The sequence below is a fragment of the Bradyrhizobium murdochi genome, from assembly GCF_000472965.1.
GTDB lineage: Bacteria > Pseudomonadota > Alphaproteobacteria > Rhizobiales > Xanthobacteraceae > Bradyrhizobium > Bradyrhizobium murdochi.
The window spans coordinates 1-17,779 of sequence record NZ_AXAU01000045.1; the positions used below are offsets into that span (position 1 = coordinate 1).

Consider the following 17,779-nt stretch of genomic DNA (forward strand, 5'->3'; position numbering starts at 1 on the left):
CTTCGCGTTCTCCTCCTCCAGCGCCTTCAGCCGCTTGGCCTCGGAGACATCCAGGCCGCCGAACTTGGCCTTCCAGTTGTAGATCGTCGCTTCCGATATCCCGTGCTTGCGAGCTAGGTCGGCCGTCTTCGCCCCGGCCTCATGCTCCTTCAACACACCGATAATCTGCTCTTCAGTGAACCTTGCTCGCTTCATTGTCCGTCCTCTTCGGGGCGGACTCTAACTCCTTCTGGCGGAAATACTCAGTGGCAGGTCATTGGCTAACAGAAGATACGAGATCGGGTTTGGGACCCCGTATCTCCGATCGTCCTTACCAAATCGCGGAAAATAGAACCAGCTCGGCTCTGTTATGTAGCGATGATAGGCGGGTTTCCCGCGTATGGGCGGAAGCGCCTCGATACCACGGAGTACGAATTTTCGATGGCGCGCAAGATCATCTGAAACGAAGCATGGAGGTAGTTCCGGCGCGAAGTATCCATGCGAAACCAGCCTACGAAAGCGCTCAGATTTTGTCTTCGCGGTCATTGTGATGGGCTCAATGAGGCGGCGTCTTGGTCTAATGATTATTCACAAGGTTGAGCTTTTCGAAGAAGACGCGATTCCGGTTCTTCGCGTCGCGCAGCATTTTCGTGTAGTCGATCACCTCGTAGTACGCATTAAAGCCACGGTGGAAACCGTAGTACGCCTGAATATCGGGCGTCACGAACGCATCGCGGTCTTTGAGCGCGCGGCGGAACGTCGGCGTGAGATCGCAGACGCAATAGATGGTCGCGGGAATGTCTTTGTTCGAAACCGGAACTGGGCGTCCCCTGATCTGAAATTCGCCGTTGCGGATTTCCTCGATGAGCTTGAACGCTTGTGAGAGCGGGTTGTCTGATTCATTGTAGTCGTCTCGGCCGGGGCGCTTGAATTCGATCGTGGTGATAGAATTGATCGGATAAAGGCACCGGCGACCGCCATCTCTGTCGGGCGGTAGGTTACGCGAGTGAGCGCGTCGATCTTGCGGTCGATGGCGAGCAGTTGCTCCCCGACATCGTCCGGCACCTCGTCGCCATACTCCTCGCAGAACTTGTCGCAGCGGGCGCTGAGCTTCTCAAGCCGCTTATTTTCGGCCTTGGTGCGCTTGACCGGGATGGGAGAAAGACGGCGCATGCGGGCGGTCGCGTCATGGTCGAACTCGGCGCGCCACGCCCCATTTCCAGCCCTCGGCGGCGATGGGTGCTGTTGCTTCCTGAAGCCTCTCCCGCGCGAGGCGGTCCAAAAGCTCGGCATCGGCGAAGTAGCCGCCGCCATCCTCGTCAAAGAGGTCATGCGTGAGCACGCCGCCCGCCTCGCGGTAGGCCTCGACGCTCACGAACCGCGCACGGCGGTCGCTGGCGAGTGACTTGTGGCGCGCTCCCCAAGAGCATCGGAGGCGGCGCGGTGGCCGCGACAGAGGCGCCGAAGAAACAAGGCAAGGGCCGCGCAAGGCGGCGACCGGGCAGAAGGCGGCCAAACCGAAGCGGAAGTCGGCTTATGCGTCGTGAAGCATCCGGTGACGCCAGACGGCCACTACTTCGTCGTCCGCGGCAGGCTATCGCGGATGGCAAATTCCAATCTCGACGAGGTCACGCGAGACCATCTCGTTGCCCGGCTAATGGCGGCGCGGCGGGCGGTGCGCGACGCCAAGAGGGCGGCCGACCGCTAGGCTGAATCAAGGGCGCATAGGGCCGTGGACGGGGCTAAGCAGGCGCTCAGCGAGCGCGGTCCGGTATGGTGGGACGACGGCTCGCCGGATCTCAACCGCCGCATGGCGAAGTACACGCTTCATGCCGACTGGTATGCGAAACTGACTTGCTCCGACCATGGAGGGCTGTGAGTTGCGAAAGCCGCTATCTTTGATCTGGACGGCACGCTTCTGGACTCGGTGGATGCGGCATTAGCGGCAGTGGGCGGCCGCGCAGTTGTTGCGAGGTAATAGGCGGTGGCAAACCCATTCCCGCCGCCGCCGACGACTGCGACATCGTACGACGGCTTGGGAGCGGGATCACGCCGGGCGCGGGCCAATGCTGGTTGCCGGTGAGACCGTGGCGAAGAATGGAAACTGCGGAATAGCGGCTCACGCGGCGTTCTCTCGATAATGGGTGCTCTCTCGCAGCATCTGCAATACATCATCCTTGTTAAGTAGCCCGCGCTCGATGGCGATTTCGATAAAGGGGCGCCGTTCGGCCGCCGCCCTGTGCACGAGCTTTGATACCTGCGCATATCCGAGACGAGGCACGAACACGGTCGCAAGTGCTGACGACCTCATTAGGTTAGTGAGCGAGCGCTCTCGATCCGCCTCGATGCCCGCAATGCAACGGTCGGCGAATATTCTCTCTGATCGCGTGAGAAGATCGATCGAATCGAACAGACGGGACGCGATGACGGGCTCGAAATGGTTGATCTCGAGTTGTCCATTCAAAGCCGAAAGTGACACTGCTGCATCATTCCCCACGATGGCGAATGCGACTTGCTGTATCATCATCGGGAGTACAGGATTGATCTTGCCAGGCATGCTCGAAGAGCCTGGCTGAACCGTCGGCAAGCGGAGTTCGCCAAGACCTGTATTCGGGCCAGAAGAAAGAACGATGAGATCCGACGATATTTTGGCCATGACCTCTGCTGCGATGCGGATCTCCGATGAAACGCGGGCCAAGGCGTCGGCATTCTGCATAGCGTCGAACATGTCGTTGCCGGGGCGTACGGCTGCAGCCAGAACTTGGGCAAGATGGGCGTAGACGGCACGGCGATAACCTGGGACCGCACCTAGCCCGGTACCAATCGCGGTGCCTCCGAGGGGCAATACCAGAAGATCCTCGCGGACTGTTGAGAGCTTGGCGGAGAGCCGTCTAACAACGGAGGCGTAACCACCGAATGCCTGGCCAAGTCGCATGGGCTGCGCGGCTTGCATGCAGGTGCGGCCGATGCGTAGCACGTCATCGAAGGCCGCAGCTCTCTCTGCAAGAGCATCCGCAAGGTGCCTCAAAGTGCGTGAACCAACGCCGCCGACTTTTCGTAAGCCGCAAGCTTCAACGCCGAGGGCAACACGTCATTGGTCGACTGGCCCAGATTCACGTGATCGTTTGGGTTGATCACGTCAGACCGACCAGGCTTCTCGCCGATGATCTGCAAGGCTCGATTTGCCAGCACCTCATTCATGTTCATGTTGATCGAGGTGCCGCCGGAGCCTTCGAGGAGATCAATGATGAACTGCTTATCGTGTTGGCCAGCCACGACCTCGTCTGCTGCTGCGATCAGTGCTTCCGCTACTCGGGCATCGAGCGTTCCCAGATCGCGATTGGCCGCTGCCGCAGCACGCTTGATCCGCGCTAGGGCCCGCAGGAGCGTCGGCTCGTCCCCGAGCTTCTGGAATGAAATGTCAAAATTCTCGCTGCCACGCAGCGAGACCACCCCATAACACGCAGCGAGACCACCCCATAAAGAGCGTCGGCTGGTAGCTCGCGCGGCCCGAGACTGTCCGTTTCTGTGCGCGTCGCTGGCATCTCTCTTCCTCTTGTCCGGAAATGTCCCGGCAAATCTCTCCGAAGACCGACGAGATTTGAACTGAAGATCTGAGATGTTATGGAGGTTAATAGAGATCAGTAGCTGCCATTATAGTGGCTGCGCTCGTTTCGACCCGTTGGCACTGGATCGCGAAAACTCATCAAGGCGACGTTCTGAAAGGGGAAGGTGGTGGTCAGGCGTCTTGATCGGCAATCGATGATTCCAGCACCATCTTTTCGATAACGTTAGCTAACCAGGGGACTTGAGCCGCGATCTGCGGCAAAGTCCATTTTCGTAAGAGCCCACGGGCTGCCTCAGCGATGCGCGGACCCAACGTGTCCACTCCGCCCCGTCTGGTAACAAGTGTGATCGTACGCGAAATACCCGTCGCAGGCAGCGGCATTACCTCCAGCGCTGGCCGATGGGTTGCCCCCTGCAAAACGCAAAGTGGCGTGGTAATTGCTACGCCCATCCCATTTGCGACCATGGCAAGTAACGAGTCCGACGTGTCGAAGGATAGTGCCTGTGGGTGCTCGATCCTCAATCGTCGAAGATGGCGCTCGATCTGCGTGCCCATGTGCGAACGGGCGCTGTAGCGGATCAATCGATGCTCGAATAGGAGCTCCTCCAGAGGACGATTGCGTAGGGTATCTGCCCGCGAAATCGGCGCGACGAGGAGAAACGGCTCGCGGAACAGCGGGAAACGGTTGAGGTCGTCTACTCCTTCCATCGGGTCCGACGTGACCGCGGCATCGATCTCGTTGCGCATTAGCGCCTCGGCGTGGGCGTGCACCAGCCCCGAATAGGCGCTCACCCTCAGCGCGATCGAGCCATCCATCAAGCTGCGGACCAGAAGTGGACCGACGGTCGAGGCGAAAGTGTCGATCATCCCGAGCCGAAGGTCTTCGCGCTCAGGCCGGGCCGCCGCAGCGCGCATCTCCTCCACCGCGCGTTCGACGCGAAGCGATATCTCGCGCATATGGGCGAGAAGAGTAATTCCGGCTTCCGTGGGCCCCAGGGGACGACGATCGCGATGTACCAGGGGGGCGCCGATCTGTGTTTCGGCGCGCTTCATGGCCTGTGAAACCGCGGATTGCGTCATGCCAAGTCGAATGCCGGCCGCACTCATGCTGCCTTCTTCGATGACGACGGCAGCGACTTCGAGAACACGCAAATCTGGCAGGCCGAACACAATAAGCTAGGCTAATGGATTTTCAGTAGATGTGCCACTACTTCATTTTTGCGATTGTGGCCCGGCAATCAATTCCACAGGTTGGCGCACCGGAAAAGCCCTGCTTGCCGCAAGAAGCAGCTTTCAAAAGACGCAGAGGCCTCCGTCAAACAACGTCGGAGACAGGTGGTACCCCCATGTGGAGGAAGGATTTACTGCACGATTGGTCCTGGGATCGCTTGTCGCCAACTTTGCCTTCATAGATAGGGAACTCCAGCAGCAGGCCCGAGATGCTTGGCGTTCCCTTCGAGTGGGGAGGCGCCATGCGCGATCGTCCCGAGCGCGATAGCGACCACCGCGATCAGAACGAACACATAGGCATCGGGAAACCAGCGCTCGGCGAAGATGTACTGCGAGAATCTCGCAAGCAAGTTGGTTTGTATCCGTGCTTTGTCGATGTAGATGGCTTTGTCAGTCGTATCGATCATTGCGGCCCGCCAAAATCGCGCTGGTGTTGCGTTCAGTTCATCTTTGCCGATCAGAATGCGAGTGTTAGTTTCGAGAGCGGCACGGATTGACAGGTCAGGCACTGGCCGGTCGCGCTGTCCTCGCCACCCAGTTGGGCGACGTTGCCATCGACCACACGCATCAGGCAGCTCTCACACTTGCCAACGCGGCAGCCGCTGGGCAGCGACAAACCTGCCGCGAGCGCTGCATCAAGAAGAGTGCTGAGGTCCGGCGTCCAGATGAAGCTCGTGTCACTGTCGAAAATGCGGACAGTCTGCGCCTCGAGCATCCGCGGTACGACGGGCGGGGGGGCGAATGCTTCCGTAAAGATGTCGAAGCGTGGGACGCCACGCTCGAGTAGCCGGCTCGTCATCGATGTCGTGAAATCGGGCAGACCGCGGAGGTAGACGAGGGGACTCAGCGGCAGCAACGAGCCGATCGGCGACAGGTCCAGCCGGCCCGCGTAGTCGTAGTCATCGAGGGGGCGATCCTGCGCGCGCGGCGCCGAATATGCCGTGACAAGCTCGAACTCCGGCAGCAGGTCCGTGAGCTCCCGCAACCGCCGGGCAAAAGCATGCTCGCCGCCGTTGCGGCAGCCGCGAGCACTTCGAGATGAACCGATAAAGGGCGCGATGCCGATTCCGGCGGCAAAAAAGATCAGTGGCGGGCATCCGTGCAGTGGTGGCGTGAAAATGCCCTTGGGTGACTCAATCTGAACCTTTTCGCCAAACAACACATAATAGACTGATCGGACGGGTGAACCGCATCGCGGCCGAATTCAGAATCGCCGGGAGGGCGCTTCTTGACTGGGGTCGACAGCATGTGGCGGCCATTGTGTCCAGTCAGCGAATAAGCGCGGGCAACGTCAAATCTGGGCAGGCTCAGGATGACGTAGTTCGGATCGTTTGCCGACGACTGGGCCGAGCTCCGCGCCCAGGGCTGGCGTTCTTCCGCTATTCGGCGACAGAGGCCGGGATTGCGGCAGCGCGAGAGTTCCATGTCGGTGGATGAACTGGTAGCGACAGGCCATCTTCGTGTTGATCCGATCGTGTACGAGGACTTCCTCCCGGTCAGCGCCGCCGGCTTCTTCCAGTCCAACCTCGGCGATGACGCCCAGAAGAACTAAGCCGCGGATTCGAATCGCGGCGCGTTCGAGGCAGCGTGGGTGCGGCCGCCCATGACGAACTGGAACTCTATGCGTAAACCGAAACGCCTCACTCGACCGAGCGCTGAATGAGCTCCGCTTGTCCGAATTCCAAATCCATGCGACCGTGTGAGAAGGAATAATGATTGACGAAAGCACCCGCTCAGTTCGATCAAAGAGCCGTCGCGCGCGCATGACCGGCGCGAATGGGACCATTACTCAACCAACGCCGAGCTTCGGAAAACCGCCATGTCCGTTACATCCGCCGGGCACACACAGGCCCGCAACGCCGACCTAGCCATCGAGATCGACACGCTTCTTTCGGCATTCGGCGTGGGCCGGGGCAGCTACACGAACGGGTCGCTCGTGGTTCGCTCACCGATCACCAACAAGGTCGTCGCAGAAGTCGAGGAGACCAGCATTGCCGGTGCCAATGCAGATATCGAGCGCGCCAACCTAGCCTTTCGCGCCTGGAGACTGGTGCCGGCAGCGAAGCGCGGCGAGCTGGTGCGGCTACTCGGCGAGGAGCTGCGCGCCCACAAGGCGGCGCTCGGCCGGCTGGTCTCGATCGAGGTCGGGAAGATCACGTCCGAAGGCCTCGGCGAAGTCCAGGAGATGGTCGACATCTGCGATTTCGCGGTCGGCCTGTCGCGCCAGCTCTACGGCCTCACCATCGCGACAGAGCGCGGCGAGCATCGCATGATGGAAAGCTGGCATCCGCTCGGCGTCACCGGCATCATTTCCGCGTTCAATTTCCCGGTCGCGGTGTGGGCATGGAATGCCGCGCTGGCGCTGGTGTGCGGAAACAGCACCGTCTGGAAGCCGTCGGAGAAGACCCCGCTGACCGCGCTCGCTACACAGGCGCTGTTCAACCGCGCGCTAACGCGCTTCAGGCAGGATGGCGGCACTGCGCCGGACGGGCTTTCGGCGATGCTGATCGGCGGCCGCGACATCGGTGAAGTTCTGGTTGATCATGCCAAGGTTCCCCTGGTCTCGGCCACCGGCTCGACGGCTATGGGCCGGGCGGTAGGTCCGCGCCTTGCCAAGCGCTTCGCGCGCGCGATCCTGGAGCTCGGCGGCAACAACGCCGCCATCGTCGCGCCGACCGCCGATCTCGACCTGATTTTGCGCGGCGTCGCATTTGCAGCCATGGGCACCGCCGGTCAGCGCTGCACGACGCTGCGTCGCCTGTTCGTCCATGACAGCGTGTATGACAGCTTCGTGCTGCGGCTGAAGCGCGCCTACGCGTCGGTGACGGTCGGCAATCCCCTCGAAAGCGGCACGCTGGTCGGTCCGCTGATCGATGGCGCGGCGTATCGCTCCATGCAAGACGCTCTTGAGGCCGCAAAGGCCGCCGGCGGGCAGATTCACGGCGGCGAACGGGTTGTCATCGAGGGCGCCGACGAGGCCCACTATGTCCGTCCGGCGCTGATCGAGATGCCCGTCCAGGCGGGGCCAGTCGAGCATGAGACCTTCGCGCCGATCCTTTACGTGCTTAAGTACAGCGATTTCGACGCCGTACTCGATCTGCACAACGCCGTTCCGCAGGGCTGTCGTCGTCGATCTTCACCAATGATCTGCGCGAGGCCGAGATCTTCCTTTCGGCGCGCGGGTCCGATTGCGGCATTGCGAATGTCAATATTGGCCCCTCGGGCGCAGAGATCGGCGGCGCATTCGGCGGCGAGAAGGAAACCGGCGGCGGGCGCGAGTCCGGCTCCGATTCGTGGAAGGCTTATATGCGCCGCGCCACCAACACCATCAATTACGGCCGGACGCTGCCGCTGGCACAGGACGTCAAATTCGACGTGATGTGAGAGAAGTGCAAAGACGTGAACGTTCCCGTTGCAACCTGGTCGCTGTTCCGACCCTCGAGCCGTCTGTCGGCGATCGGCGTCTCGGAGATCCTGAAGATCACCGGCCTTGCCACGGAGATGAAGCGCGAGGGGCGGGACGTCATCGTGCTCGGCACCGGCGAGCCCGATTTCGATACGCCCGATCACGTCAAGGACGCGACGGCGCGCGCCATGCGGGCGGGCGCGACGAAATACACCGCGCTCGACGGTACGCCCGAATTGAAGGCGGCGATCCGGGCCAAGTTCAAGCGCGACAACGGGATCGACTTCGCATCTGACGAGATCACGGTCGCCGCAGGCGCGAAGCAGATCCTGTTCAACGCCATGATGGCGATGCTCGATGCCGGCGACGAGGTCATCATCCCGATGCTTAATTGGGTGACTTATGCCGACATCGTGCTGGGCGGCAAGCCGTTGCTGGTGCTATGTCAGCAGGCCAACAATTTTCTCACGGCTGACGAGGCGCTGATCCGCGCCATGGCCGCGGTGCAGACCCAGTCGACCTCGCGTCCATCGTCGATCAGCCAGGCTTCTGCAACCGCGGCTTGTCGGCGCGTTGCCGACGCGGTTCGCCGGTTGGGCCCAAGGGAGCTTTGATGCAGGGCGATCCGACATCGCATGGATTATGGGAGCTGACCGCGCCGGCCGCGCCGCAGACCGTGACCTTGGCCGACAAGTTGGACGTCGATGTCGTCGTCATCGGAGGCGGATATACTGGCCTATCGTCGGCGCTTCATCTCGCCGAGGGCGGCGCGCGCGTCGCCGTGCTGGAAGCGTCCGAGATCGGATTCGGCGGTTCGGGACGCAATGTCGGCCTAGTGAATGCCGGGATGTGGGTGATGCCGGACACGCTCGCTGGCACGCTCGGCCAACCTTTTGGCGAGCGCCTGATCGAGCTGCTCGGTAACGGGCCACAGATGGTGTTCGACCTGATCGAGAACCACGGCATTGCGTGTGAGGTAGAGCGCACGGGCACGCTGCATTGTGCCGTCGGACACAAGGGCCGCGAACAGATCGAGGCGCGGGCCGAGCAATGGCAGCGGCGTGGCGCGCCGGTCGAGGTGCTCGACGCGGCCGAGACACGCCGCAAGATCGGTGGCGGCGACTACACGTGCGCATTGTTGGACAAGCGCGCCGGCACCATTCAACCGCTCGCCTATGTTCGCGGACTGGCGAGCGCGGCGCTTGCGGCGGGGGCGACGGTATTCACAGGGAGCCCGGCTGTTTCCGCCGCCGACGATGGTGCGCGCTGGACAGTCAGTACGACCTCGGGATCGGTGCGAGCAAATTGGGTGATCGTAGCCACCGATGCCTATGCGCGCGGACCGTGGTCGCAGCTTCGGCAGGAGCAGATTCATCTACCATACTTCAACTTCGCGACTCAACCGTTGTCCGACAATCTGCGCGCATCGATCCTTCCTGAGCGGCAGGGCGCCTGGGATACGAAGCAGGTGCTCAGCTCCTTCCGCTTCGACCGTGCCGGTCGTCTCGTGTATGGCAGCGTCGGGGCGCTCGAGGGCAGCGGCGCGGCGATCCACCGCGCGTGGGCGATCCGCTCATTGCGCAAACTGTTTCCGCAACTCGCCCATATCGAATTCGAGGCCGGCTGGTTCGGCATGATCGGCATGACATCGGACAACTTGCCGCGCTTTCACAAGCTCGACCGCAATGTGGTCGCGCTCAGCGGATACAATGGCCGCGGCATTGCGCCGGGTACGGTATTTGGCGCTGTGCTCGCATCCTATGTGCTGGGGCATGTCGCAGAGCAGGACCTTCCGCTTCCGGTCGCTGCGATCGAGGCGCCGCGCTTTCGTACGGCGCGGGAGGCGCTCTATCGCGCCGGATCGCAGCTCGTTCATTTGACCGAAGCCCAGCGTTGATTCGCAGAACTCAATCGCTTCTCCCAGGTGCTAAAGGTGATGCCGACGTTTCTGCAGGCCGGCGTCTATCCGGCCGTGATGCACCTCCAAGGCCGTGCAGGTTGCGAACGATGAAGGCAAGGCCGTCGCCAAGGTGCGCGAATTGCCCGTCAGCGACTTCTTTGCCGGGACGGGCAGGGTGCGCGAGGACAAACGAATGGTCGAAGATATAAGTTGCTCGTGCAGATCAGAAGGCCCCTCCGAATCGAAGTTGCGTGGAGCTACCATAATGTTCTGGCCTCCGTTCCTGCGATCAGGTGTTCCTGCCGCTCGGCCAGAGCGAGTGCACCCTGGCGAAGAAATGACCTCTCACGGGAGGCGGCCCATAATTGCCCATCGCTGCCCGAACTGGAGTGCGCGATTGCTGAGCAGCGACCGCTGCGAAAGATCCCCACGCAACCTTCCGATCTGGTCACGGCCTCCGGCATGGTGAAGTGTTGCAAGAGAGCGAAGATGTCGGCAAATGCCTCATGGAAAGCCAGCGAGTCTGGGTTGCTTGGCTCAAGATACATTCGGTGCATGCCGTCCAAAATCGCGTGACTCATCTCGTGTTTAGCAGAGTCTTTCGCTGCGCCAAATACTCGTCCAGCTCACGCGGCCACTTCAACTCGTCACAGACTGAAATGAGCGCTCTTCATGGCTGAACTAATCCTGCGAAAGGATGAGGCACGTGTAAGGGCCGAGCCCGAAGCCGGCCTCGCAAGGCATGCCGTCTCGCGCCTGCGGGGTCGACCAGGCGTCGTAGCTGGCCATCCCTCGGAATGCGCTGCTATAGCCGGCCCAGTCACTGTTGAAGCGCACCCGCCACAGCCCGGCGCGTGGAAGCCCGAGGACTTTTTCCACGGCACCCAACCCGCCCCGGACACAATGCTCTCGAAGCTGGGCCGCTGGGGCCTCTTGCCGGACGCGGCGCAGCCGGCGAAGTGCTACGACATTCGCGGTGAGCGCTACACGGCCGTCTTTGGGTCGGGAGGGACCAATGACGTTCAGCTCATCCATCACCCTCGAGCTGCTAGTGAAGCTGCGCCAGCGGCTCCGTCACACGTCTACGGCGGCCTTGATTTGCCGTCCACACCGGAGGAGCTGCGTGATCACGCGAACTATCTGTCGGTGTTCCCGCGGACACCCTCCGGTGCCCAGATCGGGGCGTTGGGTCCGGCAGCCTCGTCCCACGACCGCAACGGACGGGCGCTCGGCGCCGTGCAATGGCTGGGCGACGAGCATATTCAGAGGGATTACGAGCTCCTGGCGCAGGAGTTGCAAGTGGATGATCCGAATCTCGCCGCTCGAACGCGGTTTGTGGATCCCCTCATAGCCTTTCAGTTGAGCTGGGGCGCCGAGAGCGACGCGCTCCGCGCATTGCAGCGCATCGTCTATGATCGGAATGGTAATGATGTAGCCGACTTCCTATTCCTGCCAGTGAACAATGCCAGTGCGACCGATCCTAAGCGCCGCGGCACCCATTGGTCGCTGCTGCTCGTTGATCGCCGCACACGAGGAGAGCCGGTCGCCTATCATTACGACTCCGCCGAGGGGCACAATAACGGGCCTGCAGAACAACTGGCAGAACGGCTGGGCGTCACTCTGCAGCGAGCCGGCATGGCCCCGCAGCAGAACCGCTATGATTGCGGCGTGTTCGTGGTGGATGGCACGCGGGAGCTGGTTCGACGATTGGCGCAAGGAGAGCGGCCACAGCACGAGCCGCTGCACCTCGACAACCTCGTCACCAATCGGCAGGCATTCCGGGACCGGCTTAGGGGCTAATGGGGATGCGCCCGTCCGGTAGGCGTGGCGACCTGCAGGATTTTCGGCGGCCTTTCAGGACCGGGCGCCGGTCGCCGCGAGCAAGCGCACGAAGTCAGCTGAATCCAGGAAGACCCGTAATCGGCCGACGCCGTGAAGAAGGGTCGTGAAGAGGGTTCGCAACTGCCGCAGCTAGCAAAGCGGCTCGCGCGAGTGATGTAGATCAAGGCGAACTGATTAGGCGCGCTATGTTGCTAGTAGGCTAAGCGGCCTTCGGGCTATCAAGGGTACGAGGTTGCCATGGCTGATCGTGCAGAAATTCTCCGCGCGCGAGCAGAGCAATGTCGGCAGCAAGCTGCAAAGACGGCTGGTCCGATCGACAAACAGCGACTGCTGCGGCGTTCCGATGAATGGCTGAGGCTCGCACAGCTACGGTGCTCGGTTCAACCGAAGACCCTGGAGCCTGATGAAGGCGCCACTCTCAGGTATCCAGCAGTTCACTGAGATGCCTTCTGATGTGCGACCTCTTTTGCTGATCGAACTTCAACGCGCAATCCCTGGTCGACCGAGAGGAAGCACCGCCCCGGCGCGGCACGCCCAACGGTCGCGCCGGGGCACACGACGTGGACTCTCACGCACTGAGCGGAATAAGACTCGAAATAATTCAGCCTATTACCGCGCCAAAGCCGAGGACTGCCGCGCGCAGGGGCCGACATCAGATCCTCCGTCGCTGTTGCAGCCGTCATCTCTGGCACAGCGATGCGAATCTACGATTGCGAACTTGTGACTCGGGACACTAGGTGTCAGACATACTGAACCAATTTGAGGTAATCGTCTGTGAGGACAGGTGAGCGGATGGAAGAAGCTGCGTCTTGAAGAAAGGTATTCAGAGTCCGGCTAGCGTTAGTGCGGCGTTCGAAAGATGGCCGTGCCGGCGCGCGAGTGCGGAGAGTTGCTAATTCGGAACTGACTAGGTCAGCCGCGGCTGCGGCACAATCTGAGGCGGAGAAGCAACCAGAAGACATGACAGCTTGTGCCAGTCCTAGTGTGGTGAGCCAACCTGCATAGATTAGCACGGCACCGTCTGTCTCATTGAGCCCAGAGAGTTCCTCAATTGCAGCAGCATGGACTGGCGCCGCACCAAGAGACAGAAAAAGATCGGCTATTTCGTCACGTGTGGCTCTAGAGAGAAGGCAGCGGCCGAGATGCGATAGGAGGGTCTCAGTCGGACCCTCGAAGATGCGGAGAATGCGAGCGTCTCGATAGATTTTAGCTACAGGCGTTCTCTCGTCGTAACCACGGCCACCTAACAGTTGGACGCATTGATCAGCGACGAGGCCGCACCACTCTGACGACAAAACCTTCGTTGCCGACGCAAGGTGGACGTTCGGCGCGCCCTGCGCTGAGACAAGTCGGCAGGATGCGCCCAGCATTGCCTTCACGACTTCCCGCCGAAGTACCATCTGCTCAAATAACTGCTCGATATAGCTGTTCTCAATCATGCGCAGCTTACCTAGTCGACGATAGCTTGCATATGAGGCTGCAACCTGGATAGCGCGCTCAAGGGCTCCAAGACCCATAGCAGCCACACCGATACGCCCGCGGTTCATACTAGATGCTGCTGCTCCCCAGCCGTCTTGATCGCGAGAGAGTACGTAAGCACTCGGCACCTCGACATCCTGGAACTCTAGAGTATTTTGAATAATGCCACGTAGACCAAGTGTGCGATGCTCGTGCGTGACCTTTAGGCCTGGAGCCTGCCTATCAACTAGTACACAAACGAACCGACCTTTCGCATCGGGACCGGAGGCTCGCGCAAAGCAAACGATCCAACGAGCCCAGTCAGCGAGGCCGATCCAAATTTTGCGGCCAGAGATGCGAACTCTATCTTCGTGCATGAAAGCCGAAGCCTGTATATGCCGCGGGGCAGAGCCAGCTCCAGGCTCCGTCAAAGCGAAAGCGCAAAGGTCGCCGCGTGTTGCACCCCACATGACATGCCTTTGTTCAGGGATGTGCGGTGCCGCTTCGATGCAGGGCAAGGCCAGGAAGTTATGGATGACGAGGGTAGAGGCAGCCGAGACATCGAAGGATGCAGTGGCGGAGATGAGGTCGATGGCCTCTTGCAAGGGAAGAGCTAATCCGCCGTGCTCTGCTGGTGTAGTGAGCCCGAACAGTCCATGCCTTACTAATGTGCTGTGTAGGGTCGGAGGGAATGCTCGACGGTCATCCGCGTCTGCGAAATTCAACTGACCCAGGTCATCGATCAAACTGGAATATAGCGTAGGTGCACCACCTTCAGCTGTGCGTTCCTGCGCCTCCCCAAACAGGGAGTAGATTTGACTCTTCATAGCCCCTCGAATTGTCTGGACAATATAAGGCTATAATGATTGCGTCCGCGCTTGGTGCCAATCATCCCGGTGGCTAGCTCGAGTACACATTGGTATACGGGGATGCGAGCGTATTATAAGCAGGTTGCCCCTGATCGGGATTATCGCGAGGGCTGCGCGGGCTCGCATCAACATGCATCTTGTCTATATGACCTCTCAGAGGAAAACTCTCGTTGTAGTCAGTGACCTCCATTCTCCTCAAGAATCACGCAGAGTCATTGAGTGGTGATTCGTCCCAAAGAGAGCCTAGGAAAAGGTCCGTCATGCTCCCATGGCCAGCAGAGTGAGACGATGCTCGCTTGAGAGGCTGCACCGAAACGCAAGCACCTTCGCTTTTGGAGGCGCTTCGCGGCCTAGTCTAGGAGGATGTGCGATGTTCGGAAAGAAGAAGAAAATGCTGCGGAAGCACGAGACCCAGGAGGTTCAAGCCCGATTCGAGCGGAACGAGGGGGCAGGGAAGGATATCTACGCCCGAATCGCTGATTTGAAGAACGTGCCGCGCGACAACCTGCCTGATGCGGTCTTTATGCTCTTCGTTGAGGCAAAACACCAAAGCGAGCTGATTCGGCAATCGATCAAGGACCGTACCCGCTATGACTTCAATTTCGTCGGGTTCGTCGACGGCGATTTGGCGACCTACCTCGCGGAGGAAGCGGCGCATGCGGTCCGAGATCACGTTACCAACCCGCAGACATTCTTGGAGGCGATGTCTGAGCAATTTCCGGAAGTGCACTTCACGATCCAACAGCAGGACGCCGTTTCAATGGTTGCTTCGATGATCCGTGTGCAGCGGCTGGAAGGCATCCTGGAAGGTCTGCGGCTTGCCGGCCTACTGAACAAAGCGCCAGACCGCCGCCGCACCAGCCCGCAGAAGAACGGGATGCTTTAGCAGGGCCACTTCAAGGCGCTTCTGGTGCCATAGCGGACACCCTTCGAGAAATCCGATCAGGTTCGCATTTTGCCTAGTCGTCGTGAAGGAACTGTCCAAGCCATTGAGAGGGAGTCGATTTTTTTGCCCTTTCGGGCGTGCGGATCGCCGCTGCCGCGGACTTCGCCGGCTTCTTGCAGCACCGAGATCGCCCAGCCCTGCAGCCTTCGGATCGCCGGGCGGCCGCTGCTTAAACGTCAGCCTGCTCAGGACGAATCCTATGCGTATCCCGCGTTCCGCGCTCCTAACACCAGACAAGTAATCCGAACTGCCATAGGTCTGCGTTTCCGCCGCGTTCCGTTCCCCAGGCGCGACCTAGAGATGCCTGACGTGAATATGGACGTCTCTTATTCGCGGAAGCCCAAATCGGCCTTCGACGAACTCCAGGACGGAGAGAGGCGGCTTGCGATTCGAAACCCGCCTGGCACTTGGTCCGGGAAGATCGACGCGATTGGCTGAAATCCCATTGCAAGTCCGAAGACTTGCAACAGTCCGCGTCTTCCGAGTTTCCGAGCCGCAACTCACAGCTCATCGTTATTGCACTCGACGCACCGTAGTAGGCTGCTTGTATTCGAGGATCCGCGCCGACAGGAGCATATTGCTTTCCCAGCCATTCTCGCCAAAAACTTCAAGGTACAGGTGGCGCAGCGTCCAGGCGCTGGAGAGATCCAGCAGCGTCCTGAGATCGCCGCCGTCAAACCATACCCTATCGGCGGGTGAGAGGCGCAGATCGAACCGTCTTCGAAATTGGTGTGCCGCGGTCCGGTCCGCCTAGGTGGACCAGCTGCAGCGCAGAAGCCCACGCGGGCGGGCCCACTCCTGACCTGTACGGAAGCGCAGCGAGAAACCTGGCTACCGCGCCAAGCCGGGAATGATCGAACTTCTCGCAAGGAGCCACATTCCATCGTCGTCTGTCCGAAGCGAAGGATAGGCTTCGGCAAGGCATTTTACCTGGTCGGCGGCGACTTACTCCGCACCGCCTGCGCGCCGGTCTCAGCACTCATATGGGCGAACAGCTTCGGCCCCGCACGTCCACGTGCAATCGGGTCGAGGGTCCGGCGTGTTCGGTGATAGCTTGGCAGGTTACGCAGACGAACTTCTCGCGCACTTGCTGGATCACTTTCGAACTCAGGACTGGACGAACATGGGGTAAGGCTCGCCAATATCGGCTCGCCAGCATTTTTTGTTTGAGTTCGGGATGTTGGTATTTGTATTGGTATCGGTCAGGAGAAAGAAAAAGAAATTCATGCGAGTTCAAGCGGTTAGGCGTCAAAATCGATTACCTTGGACGTAATGGAATGGATGAAATTCGCATGGTAGGTTTTCCACCATGAACGCACATGCTGCCACGGCGCGAGCCGAACGAACCCAGCCCCTCCACATTGGCGATCACTTGCGCGAATGGCGCCAGCGCCGCCATCTGAGCCAGCTCGATCTGGCGAGCGATGCCGAAATATCCGCGCGTCACCTCAGTTTTGTTGAAACCGGCCGCGCCGCGCCATCGCGGGAAATGGTGCTCAAGCTTGCCGAGCGATTGGAGGTCCCCTTGCGTGAACGCAACGTGCTCCTGGTCGCGGCGGGTTTTGCCCCGGCCTTTCCGCAACGCTCGCTGGATGATCCGGCGCTAAAGTCAGCGCGGCAGGCGATCGATCTGGTGCTCAAAGCCCACGAGCCCAATCCGGCGTTGGCCTATGACCGGCACTGGAATCTGGTGACGGCCAACCGCATGGTGGCGCCGCTGCTCGAGGGCATCCCGCCGCATTTGCTCGGGCATCCCATCAACATTATGCGGCTCGCCTTTCATCCCGAGGGGCTCGCGCCGCGCACGGTCAATCTTGCCGAATGGAGCGCGCATCTTCTGGAACGGCTGCATCGTCAGTGCGAGGCAACGGCTGATCCCGAACTGCTCAAACTGTATCAGGAGCTGAAAGCCTATCGGATGCCGGCGCGCTCGGGGCCGATCTCGGCCGACAATGTCGCGATCCCCTTCAAGCTGCGCCACAATGGCGACGTGCTGAGTTTCATCTCCACCACCATGGTGTTCGGCACGCCCGTCGACATCACGCTGCAGGAGCTGGCGCTGGAGACGTTCTTTCCCGCCGATGATTTGACAGCCGACCGGATGCGGCAGATAGCGGCTGCTTTGACGTAACTTGTAGGATGGGTGGAGCCAACGGATCCGGCCTTCGGCCGGCCCGATGATAAACTCCGCGATACCCATCAATGTCATGAACGGTGTTGATGGGTTTCGCTCCCGCTCTACCCATCCTACATCGTGCGTCGGCCGGGGAGTCGCCGACTAACTGTGGAGCCTCAACAGGTTGTTCCCGGTTAGACCGAGTCTGCTGATGGGTGGCTTTGATCCGATACTGCCATGAGGTCTGTGCCAATTGTAGCGGTGAAGCCAGCGTGGCAGTTCGGCGGCGCGTTCGTCTGAGGTGTCGTAAGCGCGGGCATAAGCCCACTCGCGCAGGCTTGTCTGGATGAAGCGCTCAGCCTTGCCGTTGGTCTTGGGTGTGTAGGGCTTGGTACGGATATGCTTGAGGCCGAGACGCTTGCAGGCTGTTCGGAACGCAAAGGATTGGTAGCAAGGACCATTGTC

The 17,779-nt window shown here is 60.5% G+C and carries 16 protein-coding genes and 2 pseudogenes; 9 read left to right on the plus strand and 9 right to left on the minus strand.

Going from position 1 to position 17,779, the window contains the following annotated elements; all coding sequences use genetic code 11:
- A partial coding sequence (locus tag YUO_RS0136540) for a transposase (protein ID WP_028351581.1) occupies positions 1-195 on the minus strand: 195 nt, incomplete at its 3' end.
- Between the two features lie 364 nt (positions 196-559).
- Here YUO_RS0136540 and YUO_RS0136545 point away from each other — a divergent pair.
- A complete protein-coding gene (locus YUO_RS0136545) occupies positions 560-862 on the plus strand; it encodes a hypothetical protein (protein WP_028351582.1) in 303 nt (100 codons plus the stop codon).
- A 303-nt stretch (positions 863-1,165) separates the two neighbouring features.
- Here YUO_RS0136545 and YUO_RS46825 read toward each other — a convergent pair whose 3' ends face one another.
- Positions 1,166-1,354 (minus strand): hypothetical protein, encoded by a 189-nt coding sequence (locus YUO_RS46825; protein ID WP_156908927.1) that lies wholly within the window; start codon positions 1,352-1,354, stop codon positions 1,166-1,168.
- Between the two features lie 357 nt (positions 1,355-1,711).
- Between YUO_RS46825 and YUO_RS49205 the strand changes: the two genes are divergently transcribed.
- Positions 1,712-1,858: a hypothetical protein gene (locus YUO_RS49205; protein WP_430649589.1), complete on the plus strand. Its 147-nt coding sequence runs from the start codon at positions 1,712-1,714 to the stop codon at positions 1,856-1,858.
- A gap of 240 nt (positions 1,859-2,098) precedes the next feature.
- Here the strand turns inward: YUO_RS49205 and YUO_RS48325 are convergent, their stop codons facing one another.
- From YUO_RS48325 to YUO_RS0136575, 5 genes are all read right to left on the minus strand, one after another.
- Positions 2,099-2,956 carry a lyase family protein gene (locus YUO_RS48325; RefSeq protein ID WP_235782951.1) on the minus strand — a complete coding sequence of 286 codons (858 nt, stop codon included), beginning with the start codon at positions 2,954-2,956 and terminating at the stop codon, positions 2,099-2,101.
- A gap of 47 nt (positions 2,957-3,003) precedes the next feature.
- Entirely contained in the window at positions 3,004-3,432 is a 429-nt protein-coding gene (locus YUO_RS48330; protein ID WP_235782952.1) for a lyase family protein, read from the minus strand.
- 286 nt (positions 3,433-3,718) lie between these two features.
- Entirely contained in the window at positions 3,719-4,717 is a 999-nt protein-coding gene (locus YUO_RS43130; protein ID WP_035728474.1) for a LysR family transcriptional regulator, read from the minus strand.
- Positions 4,718-4,953: 236 nt separating this feature from the next.
- Positions 4,954-5,184 (minus strand): hypothetical protein, encoded by a 231-nt coding sequence (locus YUO_RS0136570; protein WP_028351584.1) that lies wholly within the window; start codon positions 5,182-5,184, stop codon positions 4,954-4,956.
- A 50-nt stretch (positions 5,185-5,234) separates the two neighbouring features.
- Entirely contained in the window at positions 5,235-5,939 is a 705-nt protein-coding gene (locus YUO_RS0136575) for an iron-sulfur cluster-binding domain-containing protein (protein ID WP_028351585.1), read from the minus strand.
- Between the two features lie 219 nt (positions 5,940-6,158).
- On the opposite strand from YUO_RS0136575, the gene YUO_RS48595 reads away from it, so the two are divergent.
- The 5 genes and pseudogenes from YUO_RS48595 (at position 6,159) to YUO_RS0136610 (ending at position 11,883) form a co-directional block, all read left to right on the plus strand.
- Positions 6,159-6,329 carry a 2-oxoadipate dioxygenase/decarboxylase family protein gene (locus YUO_RS48595; protein WP_347335963.1) on the plus strand — a complete coding sequence of 57 codons (171 nt, stop codon included), beginning with the start codon at positions 6,159-6,161 and terminating at the stop codon, positions 6,327-6,329.
- 384 nt (positions 6,330-6,713) lie between these two features.
- Positions 6,714-8,161 (plus strand): annotated as a pseudogene (amaB, locus tag YUO_RS43135) (L-piperidine-6-carboxylate dehydrogenase).
- Positions 8,162-8,176: 15 nt separating this feature from the next.
- Positions 8,177-8,737, plus strand: a pseudogene (locus YUO_RS43140) (aminotransferase class I/II-fold pyridoxal phosphate-dependent enzyme); the annotation flags it as partial.
- 59 nt (positions 8,738-8,796) lie between these two features.
- The gene (locus YUO_RS0136595) at positions 8,797-10,080 is read left to right on the plus strand and encodes an NAD(P)/FAD-dependent oxidoreductase (RefSeq protein WP_028351586.1); all 1,284 of its coding nucleotides are present in this window, start codon (positions 8,797-8,799) and stop codon (positions 10,078-10,080) included.
- A 906-nt stretch (positions 10,081-10,986) separates the two neighbouring features.
- Positions 10,987-11,883, plus strand: a complete 897-nt coding sequence (locus YUO_RS0136610; RefSeq protein ID WP_235782953.1) for a Ulp1 family isopeptidase — start codon at positions 10,987-10,989, stop codon at positions 11,881-11,883.
- A gap of 782 nt (positions 11,884-12,665) precedes the next feature.
- Here the strand turns inward: YUO_RS0136610 and YUO_RS49210 are convergent.
- Positions 12,666-14,210, minus strand: a complete 1,545-nt coding sequence (locus tag YUO_RS49210) for an acyl-CoA dehydrogenase family protein (RefSeq protein ID WP_028351590.1) — start codon at positions 14,208-14,210, stop codon at positions 12,666-12,668.
- A gap of 412 nt (positions 14,211-14,622) precedes the next feature.
- On the opposite strand from YUO_RS49210, the gene YUO_RS43145 reads away from it, so the two are divergent.
- Entirely contained in the window at positions 14,623-15,138 is a 516-nt protein-coding gene (locus YUO_RS43145) for a hypothetical protein (RefSeq protein WP_051379856.1), read from the plus strand.
- 1,369 nt (positions 15,139-16,507) lie between these two features.
- Positions 16,508-17,329 (plus strand): helix-turn-helix domain-containing protein, encoded by an 822-nt coding sequence (locus YUO_RS0136640; protein WP_028351591.1) that lies wholly within the window; start codon positions 16,508-16,510, stop codon positions 17,327-17,329.
- A gap of 147 nt (positions 17,330-17,476) precedes the next feature.
- On the opposite strand, the gene YUO_RS45710 is transcribed toward YUO_RS0136640, so the two are convergent.
- Positions 17,477-17,779, minus strand: a 303-nt coding sequence (locus tag YUO_RS45710) for an integrase core domain-containing protein (RefSeq protein WP_156908928.1), incomplete at its 5' end; no start/stop codon positions are given.

Coding starts and splice junctions, on each gene's coding strand:
- YUO_RS0136545 (WP_028351582.1), top strand. CDS start 560: ATGATTATTCACAAGGTTGAGCTTTTCGAAGAAGACGCGATTCCGGTT.
- YUO_RS0136570 (WP_028351584.1), bottom strand. CDS start 5,184: ATGATCGATACGACTGACAAAGCCATCTACATCGACAAAGCACGGATA.
- YUO_RS0136595 (WP_028351586.1), top strand. CDS start 8,797: ATGCAGGGCGATCCGACATCGCATGGATTATGGGAGCTGACCGCGCCG.
- YUO_RS0136610 (WP_235782953.1), top strand. CDS start 10,987: ATGCTCTCGAAGCTGGGCCGCTGGGGCCTCTTGCCGGACGCGGCGCAG.
- YUO_RS49210 (WP_028351590.1), bottom strand. CDS start 14,210: ATGAAGAGTCAAATCTACTCCCTGTTTGGGGAGGCGCAGGAACGCACA.
- YUO_RS43145 (WP_051379856.1), top strand. CDS start 14,623: ATGTTCGGAAAGAAGAAGAAAATGCTGCGGAAGCACGAGACCCAGGAG.
- YUO_RS0136640 (WP_028351591.1), top strand. CDS start 16,508: ATGAACGCACATGCTGCCACGGCGCGAGCCGAACGAACCCAGCCCCTC.